This window comes from Aminobacter sp. DSM 101952, from assembly GCF_001424795.1.
GTDB lineage: Bacteria > Pseudomonadota > Alphaproteobacteria > Rhizobiales > Rhizobiaceae > Aminobacter > Aminobacter aganoensis.
Genome location: NZ_LMCL01000011.1, coordinates 24,506 through 42,551, shown reverse-complemented (window position 1 = coordinate 42,551; position 18,046 = coordinate 24,506). Strand labels below are relative to the sequence as shown.

At 63.0% G+C, this 18,046-nt stretch carries 14 protein-coding genes, 1 tRNA gene and 1 pseudogene; 10 read left to right on the top strand and 6 right to left on the bottom strand.

All coding sequences use genetic code 11. The annotated features are described in order from the left end of the window. Positions 1-87 precede the first annotated feature (87 nt). A complete protein-coding gene (locus ASC75_RS09875) occupies positions 88-3,063 on the bottom strand; it encodes a ribonuclease E/G (RefSeq protein WP_055973876.1) in 2,976 nt (991 codons plus the stop codon). A gap of 653 nt (positions 3,064-3,716) precedes the next feature. Between ASC75_RS09875 and ASC75_RS09870 the strand changes: the two genes are divergently transcribed. The 7 genes and pseudogenes from ASC75_RS09870 to ASC75_RS09845 all read left to right on the top strand — a co-directional run bounded on the left by ASC75_RS09870 (position 3,717) and on the right by ASC75_RS09845 (position 11,071). Further along, a complete protein-coding gene (locus ASC75_RS09870; RefSeq protein WP_082496502.1) occupies positions 3,717-4,991 on the top strand; it encodes an N-acetylmuramoyl-L-alanine amidase in 1,275 nt (424 codons plus the stop codon). A 207-nt stretch (positions 4,992-5,198) separates the two neighbouring features. Continuing rightward, entirely contained in the window at positions 5,199-7,652 is a 2,454-nt protein-coding gene (locus ASC75_RS09865; RefSeq protein ID WP_055973868.1) for a penicillin-binding protein 1A, read from the top strand. Positions 7,653-7,916: 264 nt separating this feature from the next. Beyond that, positions 7,917-8,387 (top strand): VOC family protein, encoded by a 471-nt coding sequence (locus tag ASC75_RS09860; RefSeq protein WP_055973969.1) that lies wholly within the window; start codon positions 7,917-7,919, stop codon positions 8,385-8,387. A gap of 145 nt (positions 8,388-8,532) precedes the next feature. Then, positions 8,533-9,664 (top strand): peptide chain release factor 2 gene (gene prfB, locus ASC75_RS09855; RefSeq protein ID WP_156381182.1). Its coding sequence is split into 2 segments (ribosomal slippage): positions 8,533-8,598 and positions 8,600-9,664, totalling 1,131 coding nucleotides; the frame shifts between segments, so codons are not numbered across the junction. Positions 9,665-9,787: 123 nt separating this feature from the next. After that, positions 9,788-10,126: a hypothetical protein gene (locus tag ASC75_RS09850; RefSeq protein WP_156381181.1), complete on the top strand. Its 339-nt coding sequence runs from the start codon at positions 9,788-9,790 to the stop codon at positions 10,124-10,126. Between the two features lie 53 nt (positions 10,127-10,179). After that, positions 10,180-10,287: pseudogene (locus ASC75_RS26720) on the top strand (GFA family protein); the annotation flags it as partial. A 136-nt stretch (positions 10,288-10,423) separates the two neighbouring features. After that, the gene (locus ASC75_RS09845; protein ID WP_055973856.1) at positions 10,424-11,071 is read left to right on the top strand and encodes an OmpA family protein; all 648 of its coding nucleotides are present in this window, start codon (positions 10,424-10,426) and stop codon (positions 11,069-11,071) included. Positions 11,072-11,153: 82 nt separating this feature from the next. On the opposite strand, the gene ASC75_RS09840 is transcribed toward ASC75_RS09845, so the two are convergent. The 3 genes from ASC75_RS09840 to ASC75_RS26405 all read right to left on the bottom strand — a co-directional run bounded on the left by ASC75_RS09840 (position 11,154) and on the right by ASC75_RS26405 (position 13,910). Then, complete coding sequence (locus ASC75_RS09840; RefSeq protein WP_055973853.1) at positions 11,154-12,692, bottom strand: DEAD/DEAH box helicase; 1,539 nt, start codon at positions 12,690-12,692, stop codon at positions 11,154-11,156. Between the two features lie 167 nt (positions 12,693-12,859). Further along, positions 12,860-13,633, bottom strand: a complete 774-nt coding sequence (locus tag ASC75_RS09835) for an NAD kinase (protein ID WP_055973850.1) — start codon at positions 13,631-13,633, stop codon at positions 12,860-12,862. A gap of 109 nt (positions 13,634-13,742) precedes the next feature. After that, positions 13,743-13,910 carry a hypothetical protein gene (locus ASC75_RS26405; protein ID WP_184117331.1) on the bottom strand — a complete coding sequence of 56 codons (168 nt, stop codon included), beginning with the start codon at positions 13,908-13,910 and terminating at the stop codon, positions 13,743-13,745. 160 nt (positions 13,911-14,070) lie between these two features. Here ASC75_RS26405 and ASC75_RS09830 point away from each other — a divergent pair. Beyond that, positions 14,071-14,146 (top strand) — tRNA-Thr (locus ASC75_RS09830). A gap of 7 nt (positions 14,147-14,153) precedes the next feature. Here the strand turns inward: ASC75_RS09830 and ASC75_RS09825 are convergent. Then, positions 14,154-14,648 carry a YbaK/EbsC family protein gene (locus tag ASC75_RS09825; RefSeq protein ID WP_055973966.1) on the bottom strand — a complete coding sequence of 165 codons (495 nt, stop codon included), beginning with the start codon at positions 14,646-14,648 and terminating at the stop codon, positions 14,154-14,156. Between the two features lie 191 nt (positions 14,649-14,839). On the opposite strand from ASC75_RS09825, the gene ASC75_RS09820 reads away from it, so the two are divergent. Beyond that, a complete protein-coding gene (locus ASC75_RS09820; RefSeq protein WP_055973962.1) occupies positions 14,840-15,163 on the top strand; it encodes a BA14K family protein in 324 nt (107 codons plus the stop codon). Between the two features lie 59 nt (positions 15,164-15,222). On the opposite strand, the gene bhcR is transcribed toward ASC75_RS09820, so the two are convergent. Next, a complete protein-coding gene (bhcR, locus tag ASC75_RS09815) occupies positions 15,223-16,059 on the bottom strand; it encodes an HTH-type transcriptional regulator BhcR (protein ID WP_055973847.1) in 837 nt (278 codons plus the stop codon). A 198-nt stretch (positions 16,060-16,257) separates the two neighbouring features. On the opposite strand from bhcR, the gene gcl reads away from it, so the two are divergent. Next, on the top strand, positions 16,258-18,039 hold the full coding sequence (gene gcl, locus ASC75_RS09810) for a glyoxylate carboligase (protein ID WP_055973844.1): 1,782 nt from the start codon (positions 16,258-16,260) through the stop codon (positions 18,037-18,039). The last annotated feature ends 7 nt before the right edge of the window (positions 18,040-18,046 follow it).

The window sequence follows — 18,046 nt, the reverse complement described above, 5'->3', positions numbered from 1 at the left end:
AAACAGTGCCGGACGGCAAGCAAAATAATCTAAATAAATAGTGAACCCGACCAGCAATGTGCTGGCCGGGGTCTTTATATTAGCCGATCAAAAGAAACCCTTGCGCTGCCACCAGCCGCCTTTTTTCGGCTTGGCTTCGTTCGAAGCCTCGTCGTAGGCGTCAACTGCCGAAGTAACCACGGGGGCCGCAGGCGCCTTCGCCGCACGCGCTGCGGGTGCCTTGGCAACCGCTTCTTGCGCGGCCGGAGCGGCAACCGCTTCCGGTTCAGCCAGCGCAGCAGCCACTTCCTGCTCGGCTGGGGCGGCTACCACTTCTTGCTCGGCGGGAGCGGCGGCTGCCTTGCGGCGCGGCGCACGGGGCTTCGCTGGCTTCTTCGCCGGCTTGGCAGCGGGTTCGGAAACTGCCGCATCGACGATAACCTCTTCAGCAACGACCGCTTCGGCGACAGCTTCAGCAGCCGGCGCTTCTGCCGCCTCGGCGTCAGCCTTCTTGGCCTTGGCCGAACGGCGTGGCGCCCTTTTCGGCTTGGCTTCGACGACTGCTTCCGGTTCCGCAGCCACGGCTTCCACTGCTGCTGCTTCGACGGCCTCAGCGTCGCTCACGCCTGGCTCTGCGACGGCATCTTCGGATGCGGTCTGCTCGTCGCCTTCCGCTGCCGAAAGCTCGTCGTCTTCCTTGCGGTTGCGCTTGCCGCCACGCTTGCCGCGCCGGCGCTTCTTGGCTGCCGCCTCGTCGTTCGCAGCGTCGGCGTTGGCTGCTTCAGGAGCGGCGACGTCCGCAGTGGTCTCGATCTCGGCATCCGAGTCGGCTTCCTCGTCCTCGGAGCCGACGGCTTCCGAGGCGACGGCGGCTGCATCCTGCGATGCGCCATGCTCGCGGTCACGGCCGCCGCGACGGCGCCGGCGCTTGCGCCGCTTGCGGTCGTGCTGCTCGCCTTCACCAGCTGGCTGCGGCGCACGGGCAGGCTGCGCCTCGGCGGACACGGTTGCCTCTTCTTCCTCCTCGACGACGATCTCGTCTTCGACCTCTTCCGGCTCTTCATAGGCCGGCGCGATCACAGGCAGGCTGAAGCTTGCCGGCTTCTCGGCAATGGCGCCGCGGAAGATCGCATGGTTCTGCGAACCGACGTTGTCGTCGGCCTCGAGCGTGATCGTCACGCCGAAGCGGGCTTCGAGGTCCACCAGCGTCGAGCGCTTGTGGTTGAGCACGTACAGCGCGGTCGCTGCCGGTGTCTTGACGGTGATGTGGCTGCGCGAATCCTTGAGCAGGAATTCTTCGATGGCGCGGACGACCTGGAGAGCCACCGAGGAGTCCGAACGCACATGGCCGGTGCCGCCGCAATGCGGGCACGGCTTCATCGTCGATTCCAGCACGCTGGCGCGGATGCGCTGGCGCGACATCTCCATCAGGCCGAAATGCGAGATCCGGCCGACCTGGATGCGGGCGCGGTCGTTCTTCAGGCAATCCTTGAGCTTCTTTTCGACCGCACGGTTGTTGCGGTTCTCCTCCATGTCGATGAAGTCGATGACGATCAGGCCGGCAAGGTCGCGCAGCCTGAGCTGGCGCGCCACTTCCTCGGCGGCTTCAAGGTTGGTGTGAAGCGCCGTCTCCTCGATCGAGTGCTCCTTGGTGGAGCGCCCGGAATTGACGTCGATGGCAACCAGCGCCTCGGTCTGGTTGATGATGATGTAGCCGCCCGACTTCAGCGTCACCTGCGGCTGGACCATCCGCTCGAGTTGCGATTCGATGCCGCTGCGCACGAAGATCGGCGTGATGTCGCGGTAGGGCTGGACCACCTTGGCATGGCTGGGCATCAGCATGCGCATGAAGTCCTTGGCCTCTCGATAGCCGTCTTCGCCGGCAACGAGAACCTCGTCGATATCCTTGTTGTAGAGGTCGCGTACCGATCGCTTGATCAGGCTGCCTTCCTCATAGACCAATGCGGGTGCCGTCGACTGCAGCGTCAGGCTGCGGACGTTTTCCCACAGCCGCATCAGATATTCGTAGTCGCGCTTGATCTCGGCCTTGGTGCGGCTCTCGCCTGCGGTGCGCAGGATGACGCCCATGCCCTTCGGCACTTCGAGGTCGGCAACGACCTCCTTCAGGCGCTTGCGGTCCTGGGCGTTGGTGATCTTGCGCGAGATGCCCCCGCCGCGGGCGGTGTTCGGCATCAGCACGGAATAGCGGCCGGCGAGCGACAGATACGTCGTCAGCGCAGCGCCCTTGTTGCCGCGCTCTTCCTTGACCACCTGCACCAGCAGGATCTGGCGGCGCTTGATGACTTCCTGGATCTTGTAGTGGCGGCGAACCGGCTTGCGGCGGTTGCGCACCTCTTCGAGCGCATCTTCAGCGCCGACCGACTCGATCTCGTGATCGTCGTGGTGGGCCGAGTGCACTTCCTCGATCACGCCGCCATTTTCGTTTTCGGTGACGGTCGGCTCGGGCAACTCGGAGACGACGTCGGCGTCGACCGACGCGGCGATCGATGTCGGCTCGCGCTCGTCCGAGGCGGTCTCGTCGTCGGCTGCCGTTTCGGGTGCGTCGCCGTTCGTCTCCGATTCGCCTGCAGCGGTCGAATCGCCTTCATCGTCGGACGCCGCAGCCATCGGCTCGCCATCGTCTTCCGAATGGGAGCCCTCGTCGTCGCCGGCCCCATCGGGCTTCTGCTCGTCGCCGTTGCGGCCACGGTTCTTGCCACCACGGCGGCGCCGGCGTCCGCGGTTGCGGTCCTGGCGGTCCTCGCCGTTGTCGTCGTCGTCTTCCTCGTCCTCGGCTTCTTCGGCCTCGGCACGCAGCAGCGCCTGACGGTCGGCAACCGGGATCTGATAATAGTCGGGATGGATTTCACTGAAGGCGAGGAAGCCGTGACGGTTCCCGCCATATTCGACGAAGGCAGCCTGAAGGGACGGTTCAACCCGCGTTACGCGGGCGAGGTAGATGTTTCCTTTGAGCTGCTTTTTGTCCTGTGATTCGAAATCAAACTCTTCAATGCGGTTACCGCGAACTACGACAACCCGTGTTTCCTCCGGGTGGGAGGCGTCTATCAGCATCTTGTTGGGCATTATTTGTCCTCCCGGCAGCCGTCAGCCGCGGCTTGCGGGAACTCGTCCGCCGCCGTGAGTTTGCTGATGAGGGGGTGCCGGATAATTTTGCGCCCGCCGGTCGCAGCCCAAACGTCATGGCGGAACCGCCCGCAGCCGTGATGGCGCGGTTACCTGCGGACCTGTCCATGATTGCGTCTGTGGCCAATGCGTGACCTTGCGAACCTTGTTTCAAACCTAAGCCCGGGAATCCGGACCAGCTACTTTGCTCTTACAGAGCCGGCGCGGAATGAGTGTCCGGCCGTTTTTCTCACGCAGTCGCTACCCCGCCACGGGCCGCGCCTGCGAATCTCGTCGCGATCACTGAAATCGTTTCTCTTTTGCGAGTTGAGCCATCGCTCGTCGCGTGGTTCCCTAGCGGAAGGCGCTGAGGGCGCGGGCCCAGGATTGCAGTGATCCAATGTCGCTTTTATGATTTGGCGAGGTTGAGCGCAACCCTGATTTCCGACGCCGGCAAAGGCAGGTGCGACAGCCGGCAGGGGAGCATTTCCGCAAAGACTCGGTTAACCTTCTCTGGTTACCAGTCGTTAATCGAAGGGGCAGCGTATTTTGTCCTGCGACTGACCTCGGCGTGCAGCCTGTGCGCGCCTGCTTTTGGAGCGGCAAGACGAGAGATGGGGCCTGCGGCAGTGACTGGCAAGAGCTTCCCGATCGGGGGCAGTCAGCCCTGGGGCGCAATGTGGCGTCCGCTGCTTTTGCTGCTGGCGCTGCTTTCGGCTGTCCTTGGCCTTCAATCCCACCCGGCTTTTGCCGGCGATGCGATAAAGACGCTCGACTACAAGATGGCAGGCGATGCTACCCATATGCGCATCGTCATGAATTTCGACCGCGAGCCGGAGCCGAAATGGTTCCTGCTGCGCGGGCCTCACCGTCTGGTTGTCGATCTTCCCGACACGGCGCTGACCTTGGACGCAAAGGACCTCAAGCCACGTGGCCTGATCAAGGGCGTACGCTATGGCACATCGGGCGAGGGCGCTTCGCGTCTCATCGTGACGTCGAAGGGGCCGTTCAACGTCGAAAAGGTCGATATCCTCAAGAATGAAGATGGCTCGGGCTACCGCATGGTCGCCGATGTCGCCGCAGCCTCCGAGCGGGAGTTCGACGCGGCACTTGCCATCCAGGCCGAGACGACGGGCTCGACGGTGTCCACGCCCAAGAGCGACCGCATCGGCAAGATCGCCCATCGCGGCGACCGGCCGTTCACGATCGTCCTCGACCCCGGGCATGGCGGCATCGACGGCGGTGCCGAAGGCCTGAACGGTACGGTCGAGAAATCGGTCACGCTCGCCTTCGCCAAGGAGTTGAAAGCCAAGCTGGCCGCCAACGGCAGCTACAAGGTCGTGCTGACGCGGGAGGACGACGATTTCCTGCGGCTCGACGATCGCGTTCGCATCGCTCGCCAGGCCGAGGCGGACCTGTTCATTTCGATCCACGCCGACACCATCCGCCTGAAAGGCATTCGCGGTGCGACGGTCTATACCGTCTCCGACAAGGCGTCCGACGCCGACGCCCAGGCGCTCGCCGATCGCGAAAACCTCTCCGATCAACTCGCCGGCGTCGATGTCGCGGAAGAAAATCACGAGGTCTCCGACATTCTCGTCGATCTCATCCGGCGCGAGACGCATGGCTTTTCGACGCGTTTCGCCCGTTCGCTGGTCGGCGAGTTGTCGCCGACGGTCGGCATGATCAACAACCCGCATCGCTCGGCTGGCTTCCGGGTGCTCAAGGCGCCCGACGTGCCGTCGGTGCTGGTCGAACTCGGCTATCTCTCAAATCCCGAGGACGAGGAGCAGCTTCGTAGCGCGGACTGGCGCGAGAAGGCCGCAACCAGCATTTCGAAGGCTGTCGCTGCCTTCGTTGCCGAGCGGGCCGGCGGCACTGGCGGCTGATGCCTCACAATCCGGCGTTGCGGACGAGCAACTGCCCGGGCAATTTGTGGTCCTTCCGGCCAAAATCTTTGGCGCTTGCCGGCTATTGCCGTATTTTGCCCACAACCGCACGACATGGGTGGCCGATTACGGATCGGGACAGTACCTGCGGCTTGCGGTGATGGCGGGTTGGTTTAGGGAATCCCCGAACCTTGTACTGGAGCGGGCATGATTCGTCTTATCGGCTATTTCTTCGGCATCGGCACGACGCTTGCGCTTGTCGTTGCGGCGGGCGTGGCGATCTATCTCGGCCAGGTCAACAAGGAGCTGCCGGACTACGAGGTGCTCGCCAAGTATGAGCCGCCGGTGACGACGCGCATCCACGCCTCCGATGGCGCGCTGATGGGCGAATTCGCGCGCGAGCGCCGGCTATATCTGCCCATTCAGGCCGTACCCGATCGCGTCAAGGCGGCGTTCCTGTCGGCCGAAGACAAGAATTTCTACAACCACCCCGGCATCGACGTGACCGGCCTTGGCCGCGCGGTGCTGACCAATTTCCAGAATTTGGGCTCCGGCCGCCGCCAGGTCGGCGCCTCGACGATTACCCAGCAGGTCGCCAAGAACTTCCTGTTGAGTTCCGACCAGACCTACGAGCGCAAGATCAAGGAAATGATCCTGGCCTTCCGCATCGAGCAGGCCTACTCGAAGGATCGCATTCTCGAGCTCTATCTCAACGAGATCTTCTTCGGTCTCGGGGCCTACGGCATCGCCGGCGCCGCGCTGACTTATTACGACAAGTCGGTCAACGAGCTGACTGTCGCCGAAGCGGCCTATCTCGCCTCCCTGCCCAAGGGCCCGTCAAACTATCACCCCTTCAGGTACACCGACCGCGCGATCGAGCGCCGCAATTGGGTCATCGACCAGATGGTCGTCAATGGTTACGTGTCGCGCGAAGAGGGTGAAAAGGCCAAGGCTTCGTCGCTCGGCGTCACGCCGCGCCGCGTCGGTACCTATGTCTTCGCCGGCGAGTACTTCACCGAGGAAGTACGCCGCGAACTGATCTCCCGCTATGGCCAGGATGCGCTCTATGAGGGCGGCCTGTCGGTGCGCACCACGCTTGATCCGAAGCTTCAGGCGATGGCACGCAAGGCCATGCAGTCGGGCCTGGAAAAGTACGATCGCTTGCGCGGCTACCGTGGCCCGGTCAAGAGCATCGACGTTTCCAGCGACTGGGGCACGGCGCTGGGCGAGGTCAAGGGCCTCGACGACGTCCCCGAATGGCGCCTTGCGGTCGTGCTTGACAGTTCGAAGGCGGGGCTCGACATCGGCCTCCAGCCCAAGCGCGAGATTTCCGGCGCACTCTCCAAGGACCGCGAGCGCAGCACCGTGTCGGCGGAGGACATGAGCTTCGCCATGCGCCATGTCGTCGACGGCAAGCGCGTGAAGGCGAATTCTCCCGCCGACGTGCTCAAGGCCGGCGATGTCGTCTATGTCGAAAAGAACGAAGGCAGCGACAGCTATGCGCTGCGCCAGGTGCCCGACGTTTCGGGCGGCCTTGTCGCCATGGACCCGCATACCGGCCGCGTGCTGGCCATGGTCGGTGGCTTCTCCTTCGCGCAGTCCGAGTTCAACCGGGCGACCCAGGCGATGCGCCAGCCCGGTTCTGCGTTCAAGCCGTTCGTCTATGCGGCAGCACTGGACAATGGCTACACCCCGGCATCGGTGATCATGGATGGCCCGATCACCATCCAGACCGGTAGCACGAGCTGGACGCCGAAGAATTATGACGGCAAGGCGGCGGGTCCGTCGACGCTTCGCGCCGGCATCGAGCGCTCGCGCAACCTGATGACCGTGCGCCTGGCCAACGACATGGGCATGAAGACGGTCGCCGAATATGCCGAGCGCTTTGGCGTCTATGACAAGATGCTGCCGGTGCTGGCAATGTCGCTGGGTTCCGGCGAAACTACCGTCATGCGCATGGTCTCTGCCTACGCCGTGATGGCCAATGGCGGCCGGCAGATCAAGCCGTCGCTGATCGACCGCATCCAGGATCGCTACGGCAAGACCGTGTTCAAGCACGATGAGCGCGGCTGCGAGGGTTGCGTCGCCCCCGATTGGGCCAACCAGCCCGAACCGGAACTGGTCGACAATTCCGAGCAGGTTCTCGACCCGATGACCGCCTACCAGATCACCTCGATGATGGAAGGTGTCGTCTTGCGCGGTACCGCGACGACCCTGCTGGAGCTGGGCCGCCCGATGGCCGGCAAGACCGGTACGACCAATGACGAGAAGGACGCTTGGTTCGTCGGCTATACGCCGAACCTCGTTGTCGGGCTCTATCTCGGCTTCGACAAGCCGCAGACGCTCGGCAAGGGCACCACCGGCGGCGGCCTTGCGGCTCCTATCTTCAAGGAATTCATGAAGGTGGCGCTCGAGGGCACGCCGAAGGTCGATTTCGTGGTTCCCGAGGGCATGACCCTGATTTCCATCGATCGCAAGACCGGCATGCAGGCAGCCCAGGGCGCGCCCGGCACCATCATGGAAGCCTTCAAGCCCGGCACCGGGCCGGCCGACAGCTACTGGGTCATCGGCATGGGCGAGGATGGCAGCAACGGCTATGGCGAAGCGCTGTCGCCACAGGCCAGCAAGGCCATCAGCGAGGGCGGTGGCGGCCTCTACTAGCCCGCACGGCAACCGGCGAAAGCCGGCCCCCAGGCAAGCTTTCAGGATGCGCGCGGCTTTGGCCGCGCGCATTTTTCGTTTGCGCGCAGGACAGCGTTACTTGCCGATACCCTATTAGATATATATCCTTAAAGTTATATAATTGACAGGCGAGGCATGGTCTCCCCCGCATGTAGGAAGCTTGCCCGTTCGAACGTCCTTGAAACGGAAACGTCAAGGCGATCCGGGTTCAGGAAAGTCCGGATTCTGAAAAGGGAGAGAATGATGCAGAAGATCACGCCGTTCCTTTGGTTCGACAACCAGGCAGAAGAGGCGATCAATTTCTACACGTCGGTTTTCAGGAACTCCAGCATAGGCAAGGTGGCTCGCTATGGCGAAGCCGGGCCCGGGCCGGCCGGCAGTGTCATGGTTGCGGAGTTCGAGCTTGAAGGGATGCGCTTCACCGCCCTCAACGGCGGCCCCATGTTCAAGTTCACCGAGGCGCTATCGATGGTTGTCGATTGCAAGGACCAGGCCGAAGTGGACCATTTCTGGTATGGCTTGTCGGAAGGAGGCCAGCCTGGCCAGTGTGGCTGGCTCAAGGACAAGTTCGGCTTGTCATGGCAGGTAGTGCCAGAAGCCTTGCCGCGCCTGCTTGGAGATCCCGATCCCGCCAGGGCGGGCAGGGTGATGCAGGCAATGTTGCAGATGACCAGGATCGAGGTCGACAAGCTTGAAAAGGCCCACGCGGGATAGGCGTGGGCGCCTGCAGTCCCGATTGTGATGGGCGGAAGCAGCGGCGGCCGCCCATTTCCCTTTACAGGTGGCAGCCCCGACCCTATGTTCCGCGCCGATTCAAGGGTCTTTTCAGGCCGCCAGCAACAAGAAGAAGCACACTGCCATGCGCGCGGAAACGCAGAACATCGTCGACGAAATCAGGCAGGCCATAAGCCTGCTGAGGAGGCATCTTTGACTGGGATCAGGCGGTAAAGCGGCTTGATTACCTGAACATGAGGGCGGAGGACGCCGCTCTCTGGAACGACCCCCAGGAAGCGCAGAAGCTGATGCGCGAGCGCCAGTCGCTCGACGACAGCATCAGGTCCATCAAGGGCCTGAGCCAGGCGCTCGACGACAATATCGGCCTGATCGAGATGGGCGAGGAAGAAGGCGACGCTGACATCATCAGCGAGGCCGAAACCGCTATCCGTTCGCTTTCGGGCGAAATCCGGGCCCGTCAGATCGAGTCGCTGCTGTCGGGCGAAGCCGACCAGAACGACACCTATCTCGAAATCCATGCCGGCGCCGGCGGCACCGAAAGCCAGGACTGGGCGAACATGCTGCTGCGCATGTACACGCGCTGGGCTGAGCGCCGCCGCTTCAAGGTCGAGGTTCTGGAAGTCCATGACGGCGAAGAAGCCGGCATCAAGTCGGCCACGCTGCTCATCAAGGGCCACAATGCCTATGGTTGGCTGAAGACGGAATCGGGTGTCCATCGCCTGGTCCGCATCTCGCCCTACGACAGCAATGCGCGGCGCCATACTTCGTTCTCCAGCGTCTGGGTCTACCCGGTTGTCGATGATTCGATCGAGATCGATGTTTCTGAATCCGACGTCCGCATCGACACCTACCGGTCCTCGGGAGCCGGCGGCCAGCACGTCAACACCACCGACTCCGCGGTGCGCATCACGCACATCGCCACTGGCATCGCGGTTGCCTGCCAGGCCGAGCGCTCGCAGCACAAGAACAAGGCCAAGGCCTGGGAAATGCTGCGCTCGCGTCTCTACGAGGAAGAGCTGAAGAAGCGCGAAGCCGTCGCCAACGCGACAGAATCCGCCAAGACCGACATCGGCTGGGGTCACCAGATCCGTTCCTATGTTCTCCAGCCGTACCAGCTGGTGAAGGATCTGCGCACCGGCGTCGAAAGCACCAGCCCTTCGGACGTTCTGGATGGCGATCTCGACGACTTCATGGAAGCCTCGCTGTCGCAGCGCATTGAAGGCGGTGCAGGACAGCCCGTCGCCGACCTCGACTGATCGGTCAGATCACGCCCGGCCGCGCAGTGTGGCCGGGCGCCGATGCCCGGAACATTCCGGCTAACATTTCGTTAAGCATGCGGGCGCAGGCTTTCGCTGGGGGGTATCTCAGGGGAAGACGCCATGTTGTGCCCAGGAAAGCCCCGTCCGCGCCGATATGTGCCTGCTGTCTTGGCGCTAGCGCTGATCTCGCTCAGCACTCCTCCAGTCTCATCGCATGACGCACCCAAAGGCTGGACCTATCCTTTCGCCTGCTGCTCCGGTTACGACTGCCGCGAGGTGCCCAAGAAGGCCATCAGCGAGCGTCCGCAAGGCTATGTCATCGAAGGCACCGGCGAGGTCGTCACCTACCAGGACGCGCGCATCCACGATTCGCCGGATGGCCAATACCATTGGTGCTCGGTCGCAGGTGCCGATGACAGCCGGACCATATGCCTGTTCGTCCCGCCTAGGTCCTACTGAGTGGGCCGCCGACAACGATCGTGAAACATGATTTCTGCGCCTGATGCGGTTGCGGCGAGCCTGATTTCGATACTCAGGTCAGCGTAAGCTTGCGCCTGTTCGACTGTTTCGATTCCGATAAGGTCGATGTCGTGGTCATCGAGGGCAAGAACCTGTGGTGACCTGGCGATAGTCTGCGACTTTGCGCCTCGGTTGTTTGCCGCTGTTCCGTTTTTCGCCGTATTTCATGCTACAAGGCCGATGAAGGGCTTTGCGCGAAGCACTGTTGAGCTTCGCGGTACGGAGAGGGACATCCTTATGAAGAAGACAGTGATTTTCGTGCTGGCTGGCAGCATGTTTGTCGGCGCCTGCACGACCGACCCCTATACGGGTGACCAGAAGGTGTCGAACGCGGCTGCGGGCGCGGGTCTTGGCGCGCTGGCCGGCGCCGGCCTCGGCATGCTGGCTGGTGGCAATGATCGTCGCAATGCGCTGATTGGCGCCGGTGTCGGCGCACTCGCCGGCGGCCTCGCCGGTGGTTACATGGACAGGCAGGAATCGGAGCTTCGCGCTCAACTCCAGGGCACCGGCGTCAGCGTTACCCGCGCCGGCGACCAGATCATCCTGAACATGCCGTCGAACATCACCTTCGCTACGGATCAGGATGACGTGAAGGCGGGATTCTACGGCACGCTCAACTCGGTTGCCCTGGTGCTCAAGAAGTTCAACCAGACTACCGTCGACGTGTTCGGCCACACCGACTCGACCGGTGGCGACCAGCACAATTTCGACCTGTCGCAGCGTCGGGCGCTGTCCGTTGCCAATTACCTCGGCGCACAGGGCGTCGATTCGCGCCGTTTTGCCGTTACCGGCTTCGGCGCGACGCGTCCGATTGCATCGAACGCCACATCCGACGGCCGCGCGCAGAACCGCCGCGTCGAAATCCAGCTGTCGCCGCTCACCTGAGTGGCGATTGCCGCGAAGCAAAAAAAACGGCCCCGAAAGGGGCCGTTTTCGTTTGAGCTCTATTGATTGAAGCTTTCGGCGATCAGACGTTGGTCGCGATCAGCATGAAGGCCGGCATGTCGTCGCCGAAGCCGACCGTGCGGTCGTCGTCTTCCTCGCGCTCGCGGTTGCCCCGGCGGTTGCCGCGATCGTCGCGGCGCTGCTTGTCGTGCTCTGCGCGCGGCTTGCGCTCGGCATTTCCGTTCCGGATCGCTTCCTTGCGCTCGCGGCGCTCGTCGATGTCGGACACGACATTGTCGACAGGAGCTTCAGTGGCAACTGCTGCCTGGACAGCGGGCGCTTCTTCGCGGGGCTTGCGGTCGCGGTCGCGGCCATGGCGCTGTTCCTTGCCGCCGCGGCGCGAATTGCTGCGGCCGTGGCGCGGAGCCTCGTCGTCGCCTTCGCTGGCAACGACAGTCGACAGGTCGCCGTCATGCCATTCGATCTTCTGGCCGATCAGCTTTTCGATCGCGTCGACATATTTGGTGTCGGAACGAGTCGCGATTGTGAACGACTTGCCCGAACGCCCTGCACGGCCGGTGCGGCCGATGCGGTGGACGTAGTCCTCGGCGTGGATCGGCACGTCGTAATTGAACACGTGGCTGACATCGGGAATGTCGAGGCCGCGTGCGGCGACGTCGGAGGCAACCAGCAGGCGCAGCTTGCCGTCGCGGAAATTGGAAAGCATGGTCATGCGCGCGCGCTGGTCCATGTCGCCATGCAGCGCACCGGCGTCGAAGTCGTGCTTGACCAGCGAGCGGAACAGCTCCGAAACGTCGACCTTGCGGTTGCAGAAGATGATCGCGTTCTTGATCTCGTCGCCTTCGGCATTGATCAGGCGGCGCAGGGTTTCGCGCTTGTCCCAGGGCTTGGGGCCGGACTTGGCGAGACGCTGGGTGACGGTGGATGCTGTGGTCGCTGCCTTGGCCACCTCGATGCGCACCGGCGCATGCAGGAACTGTTCGGTCAGCTTGGTGATCTCGGGCGGCATCGTCGCCGAGAAGAACAGCGTCTGGCGCGTGAACGGGATCAGCTTGCAGATGCGCTCGATGTCGGGAATGAAGCCCATGTCGAGCATGCGATCCGCCTCGTCGATGACGAGGATCTCGACTGCCGATAGCAGCAGCTTGCCGCGTTCGAAATGGTCGAGCAGGCGGCCCGGCGTGGCGATCAGGACATCGGCGCCGCGCTCGAGCTTCTTTTCCTGTTCGTCGAACGATACGCCGCCGATCAGCAGCGCGATGTTGAGGCGATGGTTCTTGCCGTACTTGACGAAGTTCTCTTCGACCTGGGCGGCAAGTTCGCGCGTCGGCTCGAGGATCAGCGTACGCGGCATGCGCGCCCGGGCGCGGCCCTTTTCAAGGCGCGTCAGCATCGGCAGCACGAAGGATGCCGTCTTGCCGGTGCCCGTTTGGGCGATGCCGAGCACGTCCTTGCCCTGCAAGGCGTGCGGGATCGCGCCCGCCTGGATCGGCGTGGGCTGCGTGTAGCCGGCGTCGGTGACTGCGGAAAGGACCTTCGGCGAGAGGCCGAGGTCTGCGAAGGTCAACGCTTCTGGAGCGGTCTGAGTGTCTTCGGACAAGTGTGTTGGCTGTCTTTGCTCGTTCAAGGGCGCGGCGTATTCGCCACGACAGGCGCAACTCGCCTGCAATATGCCGCAACGCGATAGGCGTAAGTGTGCGATTTGTCAACTCAAACTGGCACGCAACCAGCGTTTGCAGCCCTTTGCTTCCGGCTGTGGCCCAATGCTCAGTATTTGAACTGCTCAGCCAGGATGCGCTCGCTCCAGGAATGGCCGGCATCGAACAGCAAGGTCGCGGTGTGCGATGCGGATTCCTTGACCTCGACAGAAACCACGGATTTGACTTCCGTATGGTCGGCAACCGCGTTCACTGGACGCTTCCGCTCTTCCAGTATTTCGAAGCGCACGACGGCGGTCTTGGGCAACAGCGCGCCGCGCCAGCGCCGCGGCCTGAACGGGCTGACCGGCGTCAGCGCCAGGAGTGGCGCGTCAAGCGGCAGGATCGGGCCATGTGCGGACAGGTTGTAGGCGGTCGAGCCGGCGGGTGTCGCAACCATCACGCCGTCGCAGATCAGGTCCTCGAGCCGCACCTTGCCGTCGACCGATATACGCAACCGCGCCGCCTGGTACGACTGGCGCAGCAGCGAGACCTCGTTGATGGCAAGCGCGTCCATCGTCGCGCCGTCTTCGTCGACGGTCTGCATTTCGAGCGGACGGATGGTTTCGGCGACCGCGGAGGCCAGGCGTTCGGGCAGGTCGTCTTCGCCATATTCGTTCATCAGGAAGCCGACCGTGCCCCGGTTCATGCCGTAGACGCGCTTGCCGGTGCTCATCGTCTCGCGCAGCGTCTGCAACAGGAAACCGTCGCCGCCCAGCGCCACCACGATGTCGGCCTGGCCGAAAGGCATCTGGCCATAGCGACGCGAAAGCCGCTTTGCCGCGGCATCCGCCTCGGGCGTGCCCGAGGATGCGAACGAAAATGTCAGCGACTTGGCGTCCATATGCTCCCTGCAGGCGGTCCGAACGCCGATGCCGGCCGCCGGCAACGGGTTAGCATGCAGGGTGCGCGAAGCAAAGGGAGGGCGACCTGTTGGGCGAAATCGCTCAGCTTCAGCCCATGCCGGTGACGTGGCGCAGGTAAAAGGCAAGCGCGATGAAGCCGACGATCGCTGCGATGCCGGTCCAGTCGAACTGCGCCGCCCTGGCCTGGCGGAAAAGCATGAGCAGCAAAAGCCAGGCGATCGCGACCGCTGCGGCTATGATGACAAACCTGATCATCCATCATCTCCAGCGCCGGGGGACAATGCCCCACGTCAATCATGTAGTGAGGACAGGTCGCCGGTTTTAGGCCCATCTGCGCGTTGCGGACTGGGGATGCGTCGCAGCCCGACCGGAATTGTCTTTACTGGGGCGCAGAATATGCTAACCGGGGCAAATTGCCCTTGTAGCTCAGCTGGTAGAGCAGCGGTTTTGTAAACCGAAGGTCGCGGGTTCGATTCCTGCCGGGGGCACCAGCCCAATCTATTCCGCAGCTTCCGTTCCCTGCCTGTCGACGGCGTCCTGGCAGATGTCGCACCATTCCGCGCCGACAAGCTGTGCCATGCGCTCGACGCCGATGCGGACGGCCGCGTTGATTGCACCCGCTGCCGGCACCACTTTGTCAAAGGCGCGCAGCGAGACGTCGCAGTAGACGGGCACGGGTGTGGCCAGTCCGAACGGGCAGACCCCGCCCACGGGATGGCCGGTGAGTTCTGCGACCTGCTCGTGGTCGAGCATGCGCGGCTTGCCGCCGAATGCGTCGCGGGACTTGCGGTTGTCGATGCGCGCATCGCCCCGTGCCACCACCAGCAACACGCGCTCGCCGACACGCAGGCATATGGTCTTGGCGATTTGCGCCGGCTCAACCCCATGTGCCTCGGCGGCCAATGCCACCGTCGCCGAGCTGGTCGGCGTCTCGATGACCTCGATGTCGGGGGCATGTTCGGCGAAGAAGGCTTTGACTGACTGCAGGCTCATGTCTTTTCCGGCGATGGTCATTGCATTGAGCCTTTGACTTCGTCCGATGACGCACCGCTGTCAAGCACAGCCATTTGGCCCAAGGCGAAGCAGAAAAAAATCTTCGGGTTCGTGAACCTTTTGCCCGTCCGCAGCCACTGACTGGCGAGAGGCGGATGGAACGCCTCCCAGAACAACCGAAGGAGAGCACCATGTCGTTCAAGAGCAAGATGATTTCGGGTCTTATCGCCGCTGCCGTCGTCGCAACCGGCCTCGCCAGCACTGTCCAGCAGTCTTCCGCCGGCGGTCTGACCAGGGCCGAGGCCGCAGCACTCGCCGGCGCCGGCGGCTTCATTGCCGGCGCAATCATTGCCGGCGGCCATCGTCCGGCGCCCGCGCCCTATTATGATGCCTATTACCCGGTCGATCCCTATGGCAGCCATGTCCAGCGCTGCCTGGCGCGCTACCGCAGCTACGATCCGCGTACCGACACCTATGTCGGCTATGATGGCCGGCTGCGCTACTGCCGCCTGTAGTCCGGACTGCATGAACCGAAGGCAGCGGGAGAGGGGCAACCCTTCTCCCGCTTGTGTTTTCAGAGGCCTGGCACGGTGCCATCGGGAGATCCCCCGATCATCCTGGTCAGTTCGGCCGCGGCGTCGCGCACGATCGGGCCGATCTCGCCGAGACGTTCGGGCGTCACGCGCACCGTAGGTCCGGAAACCGAAACGCCGCCAATGGGTTCGCCGAATTCGTTGAACACCGCGGCGGCAATGCAGCGCATGCCCGGATAACGCTCCTCATCGTCAACCGACCAGCCGCGCGTACGGATCTGGTCGAGATCGCGGGCAAGTAATGCCGGTTCCGAGAGCGTCCTTTCCGTATAGGCGTCGAGGCCTGCCTTACGCACGATGGCATTCACCCGGTCGCGGTCGAGATGGGCAAGAACGGCCTTGCCGATGCCCGAGGCATGGAACGGGCTGCGGGTGCCGGGCCGGAAGAAGGCGCGGATCGCCTGGTGCGTCTCGACCTGGCTGACGAACACGACACAATCGTCTTCGGCGACACCGAGATTGGCCGTTTCGCCGGTTTTCTCCATCAGTTCCTGCATGACGGTGCGGGCGCGGTCGACGAGCTTGCGCCGACGCAGGAATGCCGAGCCCATGCGGTAGGTTTCGACCCCGATCGACCACAACTGGCCATCGCTTTCGAACTCGACCATGCCGTGGTTCTGCAATGTCGTCAGCATGCGGTAGGCGGTTGCCGCGGCAAGGTCCGAGGCGGCTGAGATCTCGCTCAGCGAAAGCCCGTCGCCATGGGCGACGATGGCCAGGATGCGCAGTGCCCGATCCAGCGATTGCACCGAACCCGCGTCAGGGGCGGGCTGGAAAGCCCGAGGCCGCCCGCGTTGCCGTTTTTCCATCGTTGCCATGATGCTTGCTCCGAAACGCTTCTAAAAAACTTTTTCATCCAAGATGGCGCGCTTTGCAACGAAAAATGAAAAACTGTTTAAAATCAGATAATAGACACGTGTGTTTCAAAATGAAAAAATATTTTGAAAAAATTGCAAAATACGATCCGCAATGACAGGATCAGCCAACAATCAGTTTCGATCGTTGGAGGTAAGACCATGGCCCGGATGCGCGCTGTCGATGCAGCGGTCCTCGTTCTCGAGAAGGAAGGCATCTCTTGTGCCTTCGGCGTGCCGGGCGCCGCCATCAATCCGCTCTATTCGGCCCTGAAGGCGCGCGGTTCGATCCGCCATGTGCTTGCCCGCCACGTCGAAGGCGCATCGCACATGGCCGAAGGCTATACCCGCACCAAGGCCGGCAATATCGGCCTGTGTATCGGCACGTCCGGTCCTGCCGGCACCGACATGATCACCGGCCTCTATTCGGCGTCCGCCGACTCGATCCCGATCCTCTGCATCACCGGCCAGGCGCCGCGGGCACGCCTCACCAAGGAAGATTTCCAGGCTGTTGACATTGCCGCGATCGCGGGCCCGGTCACCAAATGGGCCGTCACCGTCATGGAGCCGTACCTGGTGCCGATGACGCTGCAGAAGGCATTCCACCTGATGCGCAGCGGACGGCCGGGGCCGGTCCTGGTCGACCTGCCCGTCGACGTTCAACTGGCCGAGATCGAATTCGACATCGACGCTTATGAGCCGCTCGCGGTCCACAAGCCGGCGATGACGCGCGCCCAGGCCGAGAAGGCGCTGTCGATGCTCAACGAGGCGGAAAAGCCGCTGATCGTGGCCGGTGGCGGCATTATCAACGCCGACGCCTCGGACCTGCTCATCGAGTTCGCCGAGATCTCGGGTGTTCCCGTCGTTCCAACATTGATGGGCTGGGGCGCGATCCCTGACGATCATCGCCTGATGGCTGGCATGTGCGGCCTCCAGACGTCGCACCGCTACGGCAACGCGACCATGTTGGCCTCGGACTTCGTTCTCGGCATCGGCAATCGCTGGGCCAACCGCCACACCGGTTCGGTCGACAAATACACGGCCGGCCGCAAGTTCATCCACATCGACATCGAGCCGACCCAGATCGGCCGTGTCTTTGCGCCCGACCTGGGCGTCACGTCGGATGCCGGCGCGGCCCTGAAGATGCTGCTCGACGTCGCCACCGAATGGAAGACCGCCGGCAAGCTGCGCGACTGGTCCGCCTGGGCCAGGGAGTGCCAGGACCGCAAGAAGACGATGAAGCGCAAGACCCACTTCGAGCAGGTGCCGCTCAAGCCGCAGCGCGTCTACGAGGAGATGAACAAGGCCTTCGGCCGCGACACCACCTATGTCACCACCATCGGCCTATCGCAGATTGCCGGTGCTCAGTTCCTGCACGTCTACAAGCCGCGCAACTGGATCAATTGCGGCCAGGCCGGACCGCTCGGCTGGACGCTGCCGGCAGCCCTCGGTGTCCGCGCCGCCGATCCGGATCGCGACATCGTCGCATTGTCGGGTGACTACGACTTCCAGTTCATGATCGAGGAACTGGCGGTCGGTGCCCAGCACAAGCTGCCTTACATCCACGTCGTCGTGAACAACGCCTATCTCGGCCTGATCCGCCAGGCGCAGCGCGGCTTCACCATGGATTTCGAAGTCAGCCTGTCGTTCGAAAACATCAACCGCTCGGGCGATCCCGAAGCAGGCTATGGTGTCGATCACGTCGCCGTTGCCGAAGCCATGGGCTGCAAGGCGGTCCGGGTTCGCAAGCCGGAAGAATTTGCCTCGGCCTTCAAGCAGGCCAAGCAGTTGATGAAGGAACACCAGGTGCCCGTCGTCCTCGAGTTCATTCTCGAACGTGTCACCAACATCTCCATGGGCGTCGAGATCGACAACATCGTCGAGTTCGAAGACCTTGCCGAGAGCAACGAAGACGCACCGACCGCGATCATGCTGCTCGATTGATATCCGA